The organism is Dethiosulfovibrio faecalis, from assembly GCF_021568795.1.
GTDB classification, from domain to species: Bacteria; Synergistota; Synergistia; order Synergistales; family Dethiosulfovibrionaceae; genus Dethiosulfovibrio; species Dethiosulfovibrio faecalis.
The window spans coordinates 24,834-36,740 of the sequence record NZ_JAKGUE010000021.1; the positions used below are offsets into that span (position 1 = coordinate 24,834).

The 11,907-nt window shown below is 55.9% G+C and carries 25 protein-coding genes; all 25 read right to left on the reverse strand.

The window, feature by feature from the left end:
- Positions 1 to 11 precede the first annotated feature (11 nt).
- A complete protein-coding gene (map, locus tag L2W58_RS11660; protein WP_236103599.1) occupies positions 12 to 785 on the reverse strand; it encodes a type I methionyl aminopeptidase in 774 nt (257 codons plus the stop codon).
- Entirely contained in the window at positions 785 to 1,429 is a 645-nt protein-coding gene (locus L2W58_RS11665; protein ID WP_236103600.1) for an adenylate kinase, read from the reverse strand. The genes map and L2W58_RS11665 overlap by 1 nt, the downstream gene beginning before the upstream one ends.
- A gap of 11 nt (positions 1,430 to 1,440) precedes the next feature.
- A complete protein-coding gene (gene secY / locus L2W58_RS11670; protein WP_236103601.1) occupies positions 1,441 to 2,736 on the reverse strand; it encodes a preprotein translocase subunit SecY in 1,296 nt (431 codons plus the stop codon).
- A 1-nt stretch (position 2,737) separates the two neighbouring features.
- Positions 2,738 to 3,184, reverse strand: coding sequence for a 50S ribosomal protein L15 (gene rplO, locus L2W58_RS11675; RefSeq protein WP_236103602.1), 447 nt, complete (start codon positions 3,182 to 3,184; stop codon positions 2,738 to 2,740).
- 13 nt (positions 3,185 to 3,197) lie between these two features.
- Positions 3,198 to 3,383, reverse strand: coding sequence for a 50S ribosomal protein L30 (gene rpmD, locus L2W58_RS11680; protein ID WP_005661731.1), 186 nt, complete (start codon positions 3,381 to 3,383; stop codon positions 3,198 to 3,200).
- A 14-nt stretch (positions 3,384 to 3,397) separates the two neighbouring features.
- Entirely contained in the window at positions 3,398 to 3,898 is a 501-nt protein-coding gene (gene rpsE / locus L2W58_RS11685) for a 30S ribosomal protein S5 (RefSeq protein ID WP_236103603.1), read from the reverse strand.
- A 12-nt stretch (positions 3,899 to 3,910) separates the two neighbouring features.
- On the reverse strand, positions 3,911 to 4,279 hold the full coding sequence (gene rplR / locus L2W58_RS11690) for a 50S ribosomal protein L18 (protein ID WP_236103604.1): 369 nt from the start codon (positions 4,277 to 4,279) through the stop codon (positions 3,911 to 3,913).
- A 13-nt stretch (positions 4,280 to 4,292) separates the two neighbouring features.
- The gene (rplF, locus tag L2W58_RS11695) at positions 4,293 to 4,832 is read right to left on the reverse strand and encodes a 50S ribosomal protein L6 (RefSeq protein ID WP_236103605.1); all 540 of its coding nucleotides are present in this window, start codon (positions 4,830 to 4,832) and stop codon (positions 4,293 to 4,295) included.
- Positions 4,833 to 4,847: 15 nt separating this feature from the next.
- Positions 4,848 to 5,252, reverse strand: a complete 405-nt coding sequence (rpsH, locus tag L2W58_RS11700; RefSeq protein WP_005661723.1) for a 30S ribosomal protein S8 — start codon at positions 5,250 to 5,252, stop codon at positions 4,848 to 4,850.
- Between the two features lie 24 nt (positions 5,253 to 5,276).
- Positions 5,277 to 5,462 (reverse strand): type Z 30S ribosomal protein S14, encoded by a 186-nt coding sequence (locus L2W58_RS11705; RefSeq protein ID WP_005661721.1) that lies wholly within the window; start codon positions 5,460 to 5,462, stop codon positions 5,277 to 5,279.
- A gap of 18 nt (positions 5,463 to 5,480) precedes the next feature.
- Positions 5,481 to 6,023, reverse strand: a complete 543-nt coding sequence (gene rplE, locus L2W58_RS11710) for a 50S ribosomal protein L5 (RefSeq protein ID WP_005661718.1) — start codon at positions 6,021 to 6,023, stop codon at positions 5,481 to 5,483.
- 16 nt (positions 6,024 to 6,039) lie between these two features.
- Entirely contained in the window at positions 6,040 to 6,366 is a 327-nt protein-coding gene (gene rplX / locus L2W58_RS11715) for a 50S ribosomal protein L24 (protein WP_236103607.1), read from the reverse strand.
- Between the two features lie 13 nt (positions 6,367 to 6,379).
- Entirely contained in the window at positions 6,380 to 6,748 is a 369-nt protein-coding gene (gene rplN / locus L2W58_RS11720) for a 50S ribosomal protein L14 (protein WP_236103609.1), read from the reverse strand.
- A 3-nt stretch (positions 6,749 to 6,751) separates the two neighbouring features.
- Complete coding sequence (gene rpsQ / locus L2W58_RS11725; RefSeq protein ID WP_236103611.1) at positions 6,752 to 7,048, reverse strand: 30S ribosomal protein S17; 297 nt, start codon at positions 7,046 to 7,048, stop codon at positions 6,752 to 6,754.
- 6 nt (positions 7,049 to 7,054) lie between these two features.
- Complete coding sequence (gene rpmC / locus L2W58_RS11730) at positions 7,055 to 7,267, reverse strand: 50S ribosomal protein L29 (protein WP_005661709.1); 213 nt, start codon at positions 7,265 to 7,267, stop codon at positions 7,055 to 7,057.
- Between the two features lie 3 nt (positions 7,268 to 7,270).
- On the reverse strand, positions 7,271 to 7,693 hold the full coding sequence (gene rplP / locus L2W58_RS11735) for a 50S ribosomal protein L16 (protein WP_005661707.1): 423 nt from the start codon (positions 7,691 to 7,693) through the stop codon (positions 7,271 to 7,273).
- A complete protein-coding gene (rpsC, locus tag L2W58_RS11740; protein WP_236103612.1) occupies positions 7,693 to 8,376 on the reverse strand; it encodes a 30S ribosomal protein S3 in 684 nt (227 codons plus the stop codon). Before rpsC ends, rplP begins: the two co-directional genes overlap by 1 nt.
- Before the next feature lie 12 nt (positions 8,377 to 8,388).
- Positions 8,389 to 8,721 carry a 50S ribosomal protein L22 gene (rplV, locus tag L2W58_RS11745; RefSeq protein WP_005661705.1) on the reverse strand — a complete coding sequence of 111 codons (333 nt, stop codon included), beginning with the start codon at positions 8,719 to 8,721 and terminating at the stop codon, positions 8,389 to 8,391.
- Positions 8,722 to 8,735: 14 nt separating this feature from the next.
- Complete coding sequence (gene rpsS / locus L2W58_RS11750) at positions 8,736 to 9,017, reverse strand: 30S ribosomal protein S19 (RefSeq protein ID WP_236103613.1); 282 nt, start codon at positions 9,015 to 9,017, stop codon at positions 8,736 to 8,738.
- Positions 9,018 to 9,035: 18 nt separating this feature from the next.
- Positions 9,036 to 9,863: a 50S ribosomal protein L2 gene (gene rplB, locus L2W58_RS11755; RefSeq protein ID WP_236103614.1), complete on the reverse strand. Its 828-nt coding sequence runs from the start codon at positions 9,861 to 9,863 to the stop codon at positions 9,036 to 9,038.
- A gap of 21 nt (positions 9,864 to 9,884) precedes the next feature.
- Positions 9,885 to 10,181, reverse strand: a complete 297-nt coding sequence (gene rplW / locus L2W58_RS11760) for a 50S ribosomal protein L23 (RefSeq protein WP_005661701.1) — start codon at positions 10,179 to 10,181, stop codon at positions 9,885 to 9,887.
- The gene (rplD, locus tag L2W58_RS11765; protein WP_236103615.1) at positions 10,181 to 10,801 is read right to left on the reverse strand and encodes a 50S ribosomal protein L4; all 621 of its coding nucleotides are present in this window, start codon (positions 10,799 to 10,801) and stop codon (positions 10,181 to 10,183) included. The genes rplW and rplD overlap by 1 nt, the downstream gene beginning before the upstream one ends.
- A 27-nt stretch (positions 10,802 to 10,828) precedes the next feature.
- The gene (gene rplC / locus L2W58_RS11770) at positions 10,829 to 11,455 is read right to left on the reverse strand and encodes a 50S ribosomal protein L3 (protein WP_236103616.1); all 627 of its coding nucleotides are present in this window, start codon (positions 11,453 to 11,455) and stop codon (positions 10,829 to 10,831) included.
- Positions 11,456 to 11,486: 31 nt separating this feature from the next.
- Entirely contained in the window at positions 11,487 to 11,792 is a 306-nt protein-coding gene (gene rpsJ / locus L2W58_RS11775) for a 30S ribosomal protein S10 (RefSeq protein WP_236097918.1), read from the reverse strand.
- 15 nt (positions 11,793 to 11,807) lie between these two features.
- Positions 11,808 to 11,907 (reverse strand): EF-Tu C-terminal domain-related protein (locus tag L2W58_RS11780; RefSeq protein WP_236102930.1); only part of this gene is annotated, 100 nt, incomplete at its 5' end.

The following is an 11,907-nucleotide window of genomic DNA, read 5'->3' on the forward strand; positions in this document are numbered from 1 at the left end:
GATTTCCCTCCTTAGTCTTCCCAGGGAGTGAGGATCTCGGGGGTTCCCTCGGTTATGAGGACTGTTCTCTCAAAATGGGCCGCATCGGATCCGTCGGCGGTGGAGACAAGCCAACCATCCGAACCTTGGACAAGTTCCTCTCGTCCGGCCATAACCATGGGCTCTATAGCCAAGGTCATGCCGGCTTTCAGGGTTATTCCCCGTCCCGGTCGTCCGTAGTTGGGGACCATAGGAGCCTCATGAGGCCTCTTTCCTATGCCGTGTCCCGAGTATTCCCTTACCAGACCGTAGCCCGAGGGTATGACCAGAGATTCAACGGCGTTCCCGATATCGCCCAGGGTATTTCCTGCCCTGGCTGCCTCTAAGGCAAGATCCAGACTCTTCTTGGTTATCCTAAGAAGGCTTTTGCGAGCCTCGGAGATATCTCCCACCGGATAGGTGTAACAGGCATCTCCGTGATAACCGTCGTAGCAGGCCATTATATCGACGCTGACGATGTCACCGTTTTCAAGGTACCGATCCTCGCTCGGGATCCCGTGCACCACCTCGTCGTTTATCGAGGTACATACTGATGCAGGGTAAGGTTCCGGTATTCCCGGAACCTTGTACCCCTTTTCAGAGGGATAGGCTCCGGCTTCCCGGATATAATCCTCCGCCGCTCTATCTATATCGGCGGTCGTTATGCCGGGCCGGATCAGCTCTTTGAGGAGCATGATCACATCGGCCACTATACGACCGGCCCGGCGCATCTTTTCTATCTCACGGGTCTTTTTGATCGAGATCATTAGACCCGTCCGACGATGGAATCGATCTTATCGGGGACGTCGTCGCCGTCCACCGCGTCTATCCTATGAAGCTGCCCTCTATCCTCGTAGTAGGAGACTAGGGGAGCCGTTTGATCGTGATAGACAGCCAACCTGTTTCGAATAACTTCCTCGCGGTCGTCGTCCCTCTGGTAGAGCTCTCCTCCACATTGATCGCAGAGGTCTCCTTTTGCGGAAGGCTTGAAGGTGACGTTGAAGATCTTTCCGCAGCCCTTGCACATTCTGCGTCCGGAGAGACGTTTGACGACGGTCTCGTCGTCGACGTCCAGAAGCACCACCCCGTCCAGGATGAGTCCAAGCTTTTTCAGCATGGCATCCAGAGCCTCCGCCTGAGCCACCGTCCGGGGAAATCCGTCGAGAAGGAACCCCTCGGAACAATCGCTTTCCTTAAGACGCTCCTCCATCATCTCGACTATGATCTGGTCGGGGACGAGTTTTCCCGCGTCCATGTAGCCCTTGGCTTTACATCCCAGCTCGGTCTCGGCTTTGACGTTGGCCCTGAGTATGTCGCCGGTCGATATGTGAGCCACCGCATGGCGCTCCGTTATCCTTTCCGCCTGGGTTCCTTTACCTGCTCCGGGAGGTCCGAGGAGAATGATTCTCATATCGACACCGCCTAGAACCTCAGGATACCGGCACCGGCGCCGTTACGGCGTTTCAGGATGCCCTCGTAATGTCTCATCAGCAACTGACCTTCGACCTGATGTACGAGATCCAGGGCGACTCCGACCACTATGAGGACTGCGGTTCCACCGAAGTAGAAGCTGGTTATCCCCATAAGATTGGTCATCACCGTAGGAATCAGGGCTATGACGGCGAGGAAAAGAGCACCGCCCAGGGTGATCCTGGACATTACCTTTTCGATGTAGTCCGAGGTGGGCTTTCCAGGACGTATGCCGAGGATGAAGCCGCCGTATTTCTTCATGTTGTTCGCCACGTCGCTGGGGTTGAAGACCATAGCGGTGTAGAAGTAGGCGAAGAACAGTATCAAGGCGACGTAGAGCACCGAATAGAGCCAGCTACCGGGAGCCAGCATATTCTGCAACTTGACCGCCATGTCCCCGGAGAAAAACTTAAGCACCGTGTAGGGGAAGATCAATATGGAGGAGGCGAATATTATCGGCATGACCCCTCCCTGGTTGACCTTCAACGGAATGAAGGTGCTCTGACCTCCGTAGACTTTGTTGCCGACGACTTTCTTGGCATACTGAACCGGAAGACGTCTCTGACCTTCCTGTAAGACGATGCAACCGGCCACCACCACTATAATGACCATCAGAGCCAAAAGAACGATCAGGGCGTGGAGCTCTCCGAGATGGAGCATGTTCCAGGTCCTTATGGTGGCTTCAGGTATTCTGGCCACTATTCCGGCGAATATCAACAGAGAGATTCCGTTTCCTATTCCGTGATCGGATATTTCCTCACCCAACCACATAACCGCTATGGCTCCTGCGATTATGGTCAAAATAGCTGTCACCATGCCAAGTGCGCCACCGGAAAACACCCCGACCCTCTGAAGCCAGAAGACCATTCCTACAGCCTGGATGGCGGCAAAACCAAGGGTGCTAAGCCTAGTGATCTGAATGATTTTCTTCTGTCCTTCCGGTCCTTCCTTCTGCATTTTTTCAAGAGCCGGGAACACGACCACCAAAAGCTGCATGACGATGCTGGCGTTGATGTAAGGCGCGACACCGAGAGCAAATATGCTGAATCGTCTCAACGCGCCTCCGGCGAACATATCCAGAAACCCGAGCACGCCGCCTCCCTCGAAGAGGTGTGCCATGGCGGCGGAGTCAATCCCAGGAGTGGGAATGTGAGCTCCGAGACGGAACACGAAAAGCATCCCCATGGTGAAGAGGATCCGCCTTTTAAGATCCGGAAGCCTGAATGCATCTCGGAAGGAATCCAGCACCTCAGATCACCTCGGCTTTCCCGCCGGCCGCCTCTATTTTCTTGATGGCCTCGGCGCTGAAAGCGTTGACCTTGACGGTCAAGGCCTTGGAAATGTCCCCCTTCGCCAAGACTTTCACCAGGCCCTTTTCGTCGCTTATAAGCCGCTTGGCGGCCAGTTCGGCGGCGGTGATGACCGAACCTGATTCGAAACGGGACTCGAGAAGATCCAGGTTGACAACCTGGTAGGAGGTCCCGAAACGAGCGTTGTTGAATCCCCTCTTGGGGGTTCTGCGAACCAAAGGCATCTGTCCGCCTTCGAAACCGGGGCGAACTCCGCCTCCGCTTCTGGACTTCTGTCCCTTATGTCCCCGACCGGAGGTCTTTCCGCTACCGCATCCTGCGCCGCATCCGACCCTTTTGGGTTTTCTCTTCGTTCCCGGTGCGGGATGGAGATCGTTGAGATTCACTGGACTTCCCTCCCTATTCCTCTACGGTCGAACATTCGACGAGGTGAGCTACTTTGGCCACCATGCCCCTGATCTGAGGGGTATCCTCGTGGATCACCGTAGAGTTTAGCTTCTTGAGGCCCAAAGCCTTGACGGTCCTCTCCTGCTTGGGAGGACGACCTATGGTGCTTCTCTTCCAGGTGATGATAAGTTTAGCCATATCGATCACCTATCCTAAGCGGTTTCCTGGGTGCGCTTCTTGCCGCGAAGCGCCAGGATCTCGTCCGGTGTTCTAAGGGCACCTACCGCGGACAAGGTAGCACGAGCCACGTTGATGGGGTTGTTGGTACGTCCGACGATCTTGGTGAGAACGTCTTTGACCCCACCGAGCTCCATAATGGCTCGGACGACACCGCCAGCGATGACTCCCGTACCGGGGGCCGCCGGCTTGAGAAGGACTTCGGCGGATCCGAACTTACCGATTATGGGATGGGGAAGGGTTTTTCCGACCTTCTTGACCACCCTGAGATCCTTCTTGGCGGCCTCTATGCCCTTTCGTACGGCCTCGGAGATCTCACGGGCCTTGCCCATGCCTACGCCTACTTTGCTTTCACCGTCTCCGACGACAACCAGGACGCTGAAACGGAAGCGTTTTCCGCCCTTGACGACCTTGCTGACCCGGTTGATCGCGACGACGCGCTCCAGCATATCGGAGTTTGACTGTCTACCGTTCATGCTCCATCCTCCTTACAGCTTCAGGCCCGCCTCGCGAGCGGCCTCGGCCAGCGCCTTGACGCGACCGTGATACATATGACCGCCCCGATCGAAGACGACCTCGGAGATCCCTTTGTCCAGAGCTCTGCGAGCCACGAGCTCACCGACCGCCTTAGCGGCGTCCACGGTGCCGTGGACCTGGAGCTCTGCCTTGAGGGCCTTGTCGAGGGTGGAAGCCGATGTCAGGGTACGTCCCACCGTATCGTCTATAACCTGGACGTAGATTTCGTTCAGGCTCCGGAACACCGACATTCTGGGACGTTCGGAGGTTCCTTTGAGCTTTCGACGAAGCCGAAGATGACGGACGACCCTCATCCTGTTTCTGCCTTTTATCTTGATCATGATGCGATCACCCCTACTTGGCTCCGGCTTTGCCGGCCTTACGAATTATGTGCTCGCCCTCGTAACGGATGCCCTTGCCCTTGTAGGGCTCGGGCGGACGGTATCCTCTGATGATAGCGGCGGTCTGACCGACTAACTGCTTGTCGATTCCCTTGACGCTTATCTTTGTAGGACCGTCCGTGGCGAACTCTATGCCCTTTGGCGCCTCGTGGATCACCGGATGGGAAAATCCAAGGCTCAACTGAAGGTTGCTTCCCTGCATCTGAGCCCTGTACCCCACTCCGACGATCTCGAGCTTTATCTCGTAGCCATCGGTTACTCCGATCACCATGTTCTGAATCATGGCACGGACCATCCCGTGGGCCGACTTGGTCTTCTTGAGTTCGTTAGCCCTGGCTACCTTGACGATACCATCGGAGATCTCGACGGAGATATCCTGGATCGTGGGCATGGAAAGCTCTCCCTTAGCCCCCTTGACGACGATCTTGTCGTTCGCTACGGAGACCGTGGTCCCGCTTGGAAGGGTTACGGGTTTAAGTCCGATTCTAGACATGTATACCTCTCCCCCTTACCAGATGTAGCAGACGACCTCTCCACCACTGCCAGAGGTTCTGGCTTCAGCGTCAGTCTTCAGACCGCTGGAGGTGGAGATGATGGCGATGCCGAGGCCGCCCATTACCTTGGGCAGCTTGTCCTTGCCTACATACATTCTGCGTCCGGGCTTGCTTATGCGACGCAGTCCCTGTATGACCCTCTCCCTGTTGGGACCGTAGCTGAGGAACACCCTCAGAATCCCGTAGGGTTTCTTAGGATCGTTGATAACCTTGTAGTTCTTGATATAGCCCTCGCCCTTGAGTATCTTGGCTATGGAGAGCTTCGTCTTGCTGATGGGAATGTCCAGCGAATCATGATACACCATGTTGGCATTTCTGATCCGAGTGAGCATATCCGCTATAGGATCGTTAACGTACATCCCGTGTGTGCCCCCTTTCAGTGACTACCAGCTGGACTTGACGATGCCGGGAATCTTGCCTTCCCTCGCCAGCTTGCGGAAGCAGCAGCGGCACATGTTGAACTTCCGCATATATCCGTGAACACGGCCGCAGATAGGGCACCTGTTATGCTGACGTACCTTGAACTTGGGCGTCAAAGTCGCCTTGTGCTCCATGGCTTTTCTGGCCATACTCCGTTACCCCTTCCTCTACCTTGCGAAGGGCATGCCCAGCTTGGAAAGCAGGGCCAGTCCCTCTTCATCGGTATTCGCGGTCGAGACGAACGTGATGTTCATCCCTTTGGATACCATGATCTTGTCGTAGTCGATCTCTGGAAAGATTATCTGTTCCTTGAGACCGAGGTTATAGTTGCCCCTTCCGTCGAAGGCCTTTCCGGATATGCCCCGGAAGTCCTTGATACGAGGGAGAACGACGCTGACCAGCCTATCCAGGAACTCCCACATACGACTGCCCCTAAGGGTCACGGAACAACCGACGGGAACTCCCTCTCTGAGCTTGAAACCGGCGATGGACTTCTTGGCCCTCTTCATCATGGGGCGCTGTCCCGCTATGGTAGCCAGCTCGGACATGGCTGCGTTGACGTACTTGGCATCCTGCTTGCCTTCACCGACTCCGATGTTGATCACTATCTTGACGAGACGAGGGATCTCCATTGGGTTGCTATAGCCGAACTCCTTATGAAGGGCCGGAGCAGCCTCGCCCTGATATTTCTCGAGCATACGAGGTTTCATTTCCGTGCCTCCTCCGCTAGATCTGGTCCACGATCTCGCCGCTAACCTTGGCGACTCTGACCTTGCGACCGTCCTCAAGGAAGGCATGTCCGACCCTGGTGGGTTTCCCGGTGGTCGGGCAGACCAGCATGACCTTGCAGGCGTATATGGGGTTCTCCTGCTTGACGATGCCGCCTTGAGGGCTCTTCTGAGAGGGCTTGGCGTGCTTGGAGGCCATGTTGACACCCTCGACCACTACCATATCCTTGTCCTTCTTTTTGAGGACCTTGAGGACCTTGCCCTCTTTACCCTTGTCCTTACCGGAGATCACACGGACGCGATCGCCTTTTTTTAATCTGTTCATACCATGTGCCCCCTTACACTACCTCGGGAGCCAGAGAGAGAATTCTCATGTATTTCCTGGCCCGAAGTTCCCTGGCCACAGGGCCAAAGATACGGGTTCCTCTGGGGTCCCCGTTGTTGTCGATGATCACTGCGGCATTGTCGTCGAAGCGAACGTAGGATCCGTCGACACGGCGATGTTCCTTCTTTGTTCTGACTATGACCGCCTTGACCACCTTCCCCTTGGGGATGTTGCTGTTGGGAATGGCTTCCTTGACGGAGGCTACTATGACGTCGCCGACATCGCCCCAACGGCGACGGCTTCCGCCCACGACCTGGATGCACATGATCTTCTTGGCTCCAGAGTTGTCCGCCACGTTGAGGACGGTACGAAGCTGGATCATGATCTACGCCTCCTCTTTAGACTCGGTTGTATCTCCGAGTACGGGAGCTCTCTCGATTATCCTGACGACGGACCAGCGCTTCGTCTTGCTCAGGGGACGCTCCTCGCCGATCAGGACTCTGTCACCTATGCGACAGGAGTTCTCCTCGTCATGGACGATAAACTTCTTGGATTTTATGATCCTCTTTCCATAGAGAGGATGCATGGCGTGACGGATAACCTGGACCGAGATGGACTTTTCCATCTTGTCGCTGACTACGGTTCCGACACGGGTTTTACGATGGGGTGTACGGGTCTCCATCTGTCCTTACCTCCTTCCACCGATTCCCAGACCTTGTTCTTTCTCGTGAACGACGGTAAGGACTCTGGCGATGGTTTTCTTGACGTCTTTGATCCTGCTCGTGTTCTTGAGCTGACCGATGGCGTTCTGGAAGCGCAGGTTAAAGAGCTCTTCTTTGTACTGACGATGCTTTTCCTGCAGCTCTTCTATTGTCAAATCACGCAGACTCTTGGCATCCATGGCTTACTCACCACCCAAACCTTCCCGAGCCACAAGCCTCACCTTGATTGGAAGCTTGTAGGAGGCCGTTCTGAAGGCCCTCTCGACGATCTCGCGGGAAACCCCCGCAACCTCGAACATGATACGTCCCCTCTTGACCGGAGCCACCCAAAATTCCGGCGACCCCTTACCTTTACCCATCCGGGTCTCCAGAGGCTTCTTCGTATAGGCCACGTCTGGGAATATCCTTATCCAAACCTTACCGCCCTTACGAAGCTTCCTGGTGATCGCGATACGGGTGGCCTCTATCTGACGAGCGGTTATATAGCCGCACTCAAGAGCCTGAAGACCGTATTCTCCGAAGGCGACGTAGGCGCCGCCCTTGGTGTCTCCCTTAAGCTTCTCTCGATGAGGTCTGCGCCATTTTGTGCGCTTGGGCATCAACATCAGCTACGCCCCCCATCTCTACGACCCCTCCTGGGCTGTCTCGGCGCAGGAGTGTTGATGGCCTTCTCGTCCCTGTAGATCCAGACCTTGACGCCTATGACGCCGTACATGGTCTTGGCCTCGGCCAGACCGTAATCGATGTCGGCCCTAAGCGTGGAAAGAGGCAGCTGTCCTTCGTTGTACCATTCGGTTCTGGCTATCTCGGCTCCGCCGAGGCGTCCGGCACACTGGATCTTGATCCCCTTGCCGCCGGCCTTCATGGTCCTGAAGATGGACTGTTTCATGGCGCGACGGAAGCTTACCCTGTGCTCCAACGCGGCAGCCACGTTCTCGGCTACCAGCTGGGCCTCGACCTCGGGATTCTTGATCTCCTGGACGTTGATCATGACCTTCGAGCCAGTCATGGACTGAAGTTCGTCCTTGACCTTCTGGATCTCCGAACCGCCTTTTCCTATAACTACACCAGGCCGGGCGGTCCAAATCGAAAAGCGTATTACCTTGCCCACTCTCTCGATCTCGACCTTGGAGATGCTTGCGCCCTCCCAACGAGCCTTGACCCAATCACGAAGCTTGAGGTCCTCGTGAAGGTTCTTGGCGTAGTTCTTGCCGTCGGCGAACCAACGGGACTCCCAGTCCCTGATGACGCCGACTCTATATCCTACGGGGTGTACTTTCTGACCCATCTTTAGCCCTCCTTAACGTTCGGCGACCGACACGGTGATGTGGCTCGTGCGATGGCGGTAGGGATGGGCCCGACCCATCGACACCGGACGGAAACGCTTCATGCTGGGCCCCTGATCGGCAAAGGCCTCGACCACCACGAGCTTATCGATGTCAAGTCCGTAGTTGTGCTCGGCGTTGGCCACGGCGCTCTTGAGCACCTTCTCGATGACCTTGGCAGCCTTCTTAGGGGTGTATCTGAGAACGACCAAAGCGTCGCCCACCTTCTTACCCCTGATCAGAGGCAGCACCTGGCGCACCTTAAAAGGAGAGACGCGGACCTGTTTGGCACGTGCTCTTGCCTCCATAATCCTATTCCTCCCTATCTTACGCCGGAGCGGCGCTCCTGTCCGGCGTGACCGCCGAACTTCCTGGTGGGAGCGAACTCCCCGAGCTTGTGACCGACCATGTTCTCACTGATGTAAATAGGTATGTGAATACGGCCGTTATGTATGGCGATGGTGTGTCCGATCATCGCCGGAACTATCATGCTGGCACGGGACCAGGTCTTGACGACCTTCTTCTCCCCGCTCTCATTGAGAGCTTCTACGCGGCTGAGAAGTTTCTGTTCGACGAAGGGTCCCTTCTTGGCAGAACGAGCCATTGATTTACCCCCTTATCTCTACTTGGCAAACCGGCGACGGACGATGAACTTATCCGAAGGCTTCTTCCGGCGGGTTCTATATCCCTTTGCGGGCGTTCCCCAAGGAGATACAGGGTGCTTATGGGACTTGCTTCGTCCCTCACCGCCGCCCATGGGATGGTCAACTGGGTTCATGACCATGGCGCGCACGTGGGGTTTCCGGCCAAGCCAACGGGTTTTACCGGCCTTACCTATGCTGGCGTTTTCGTGCTCCGTATTGCCAACCTGTCCCACTGTAGCCATACACTCCAACAGCACGAGACGAAGCTCTCCGCTGGGCATACGGACAAAGGCATATTTGCCTTCCTTTGCCATCAACTGAGCGGTGGTTCCGGCGGAACGGACCATTACTCCGCCTCTGCCGGGCTCCAGCTCGATGTTGTGGATCATGGTACCTACAGGGATATCGGACAGCTTAAGAGCGTTACCTGGAGTTATGTCCGCCTCAGGCCCCGCCATGATGGTCATCCCGACCTGAAGTCCTACAGGGCAAAGGATATATCGCTTCTCACCGTCGGCATAGTTGATAAGAGCGATCCTGGCCGAACGGTTGGGGTCGTACTCCACTGCGGCAACCTTGCCGGGAACCCCTGTCTTGTTTCTCTTGAAATCTATGATACGGTACCTTCTGGCGTTTCCGCCCCCACGATGGCGCATCGTGATCCTACCGTTGTTGTTTCTACCGCCCTTTTTAGCGATAGGGGCCAAAAGCGAACGCTCCGGCTCGCTCTTGGTAACCTCTTCGTAGGTCTGGATGCTCATGAAACGCCGACCCGGCGTCGTGGGATTATATTTCTTGATTCCCATTGTTCCGTCCTCCCGTCAGAGCTAAACGCTGGCGCCTTCGAAGAACTCTATACGTTCCCCTTCAGCCAGAGTAACGATGGCCTTTTTCCAGGCCCGGCTCTTCCCCAGGAACACGCCCATCCTCTTGGGCTTGGAACGGACCTTCAGGGTATGGACCTTCTCGACCTTGACCTTGAAAACCGTCTCGACGGCCTTGCGGACCTCGGTCTTGTTCGCCTGGGGATGAACCTCGAAGGTGTACTTGTTGTCCTCCATCATACGGCTGCTTTTCTCTGTGATGATAGGCCGAACGATGATATCGTGAGCCATGAGTTTCATTAGGCGTACACCTCCTCCAGCTTCTTAACGGCACCGGTGCTGATAAAAACGTGTCCGTGCTTCAACAGGTCGTAGACGTTGATGCTGTCCACGTGAAGGACATCTGCTCCGGGAATGTTTCTGGTGGACATGGAGACGTTCTCGTCCCTGTGATCCACTATAACGAGGGGTTTTACCGCCCCTATGGACTGAAACAGACCCTTCATGATCTTGGTCGAAGGCTTCTCCATGGAGAAAACCTCGAAGCCCATCAACTGGGCGTCCCGGATCTTCTGAGACAACGCGCTGCAGATAGCGAGTCTCCTGACCTTCTTGTTGACCTTCTGACGATAGTTTCTCGGCTTGGGACCGTGGGTAACTCCGCCTCCGACCCAAATGGGCGAACGGCTGCTGCCGTGACGAGCGCGGCCGGTGTGCTTCTGTCTCCAAGGTTTCTTTCCGCCTCCGCGGACATCGCCTCTACCCTTGGTACAGTGGGTACCTTGACGCCTGTTGGCGAGCTGAGCGACCACCACCTGATGCATGGCGGGAACGTGAAGCGGTACGTCGAAGACGTTACCGGACAGAGACAGTTCCCCGGTCGACTCGCCGGTTATAGTGACAAGCTTGATGCTCGGCATTTTTCTTGACCTCCTTAACCGTGCCGACTAGCCCTTTTTGTGGAGCAGGACCAGGCCGTTTTTGGCACCGGGGATGGCCCCCTTGACGAGGACGAGGTTATTCTCCACATCCACGGCCACCACGGTTAGGTTCTTCACGGTGACCTGCTCGTTGCCGAGCTGTCCGGGCATCGTTTTGCCCTTGAATACGTGGCTGGGATAGCTGCTTGCGCCGCTGGAGTTCGGCTTTCTATGGGTTTTCGACACACCGTGGCTCGCAGGAGCTCCGCCGAAATTGTATCTCTTTATTACTCCGGCAAAACCCTTACCCTTACTGACCCCGGTAGCGTCGATCTTCTCGCCGGCCTCAAAGATGGTTACGTCCACGGCATTTCCGACTTCGTAATCCGAAGCGTTGGAGATCCGGAACTCCTTGAGCCAGCGCTTGGCCTCACTCTGCGCTTTGTCGAAGAAACCCTTGAGAGGTTTCGTGACCTTTCGGGGCTTGACCTTACCGAACCCTAGAAGGACTGCATCGTAGCCGTTCTTCTCCTCGGTCCTAACCGCCAAAACCGGACAAGGTCCGGCCTCGACTACCGTCACGGGAACGGCCTGACCCTCTTCGTTATAGATCTGGGTCATACCCAGTTTCTGCCCCAGGATACCAAGACTCATATTATTTCACTCCTTTGCTCAGAGCTTCCCACTAAAGCTTGATCTGAATATCTACTCCAGAGGGAAGATTCAGCTGCATAAGGGCGTCCATCGTCTTCTGGTTGGGATCGATGATGTCGATCAGCCTCTTATGGGTTCTCATCTCAAACTGTTCTCTCGCGTCCTTGTCCACGTGGGGGGACTTGAGGATACAGAACTTATTGATCTCCGTGGGAAGGGGGATCGGGCCGGAGACCCTTGCCCCGCTTCTATCCGCCGTCTCGGCTATCTGAGCGGCAGACGTGTCGAGGACCTTGTGATCGAAGGCCTTCAGACGGATGCGGATCTTCTTGGACACGACGAAACCTCCAGGTTACTCGAGAATCTCGGTAACGACGCCGGCGCCTACGGTGTGGCCGCCCTCACGGATGGCGAAGCGAAGACCGGTGTCCATGGCGATCGGGTGGATAAGC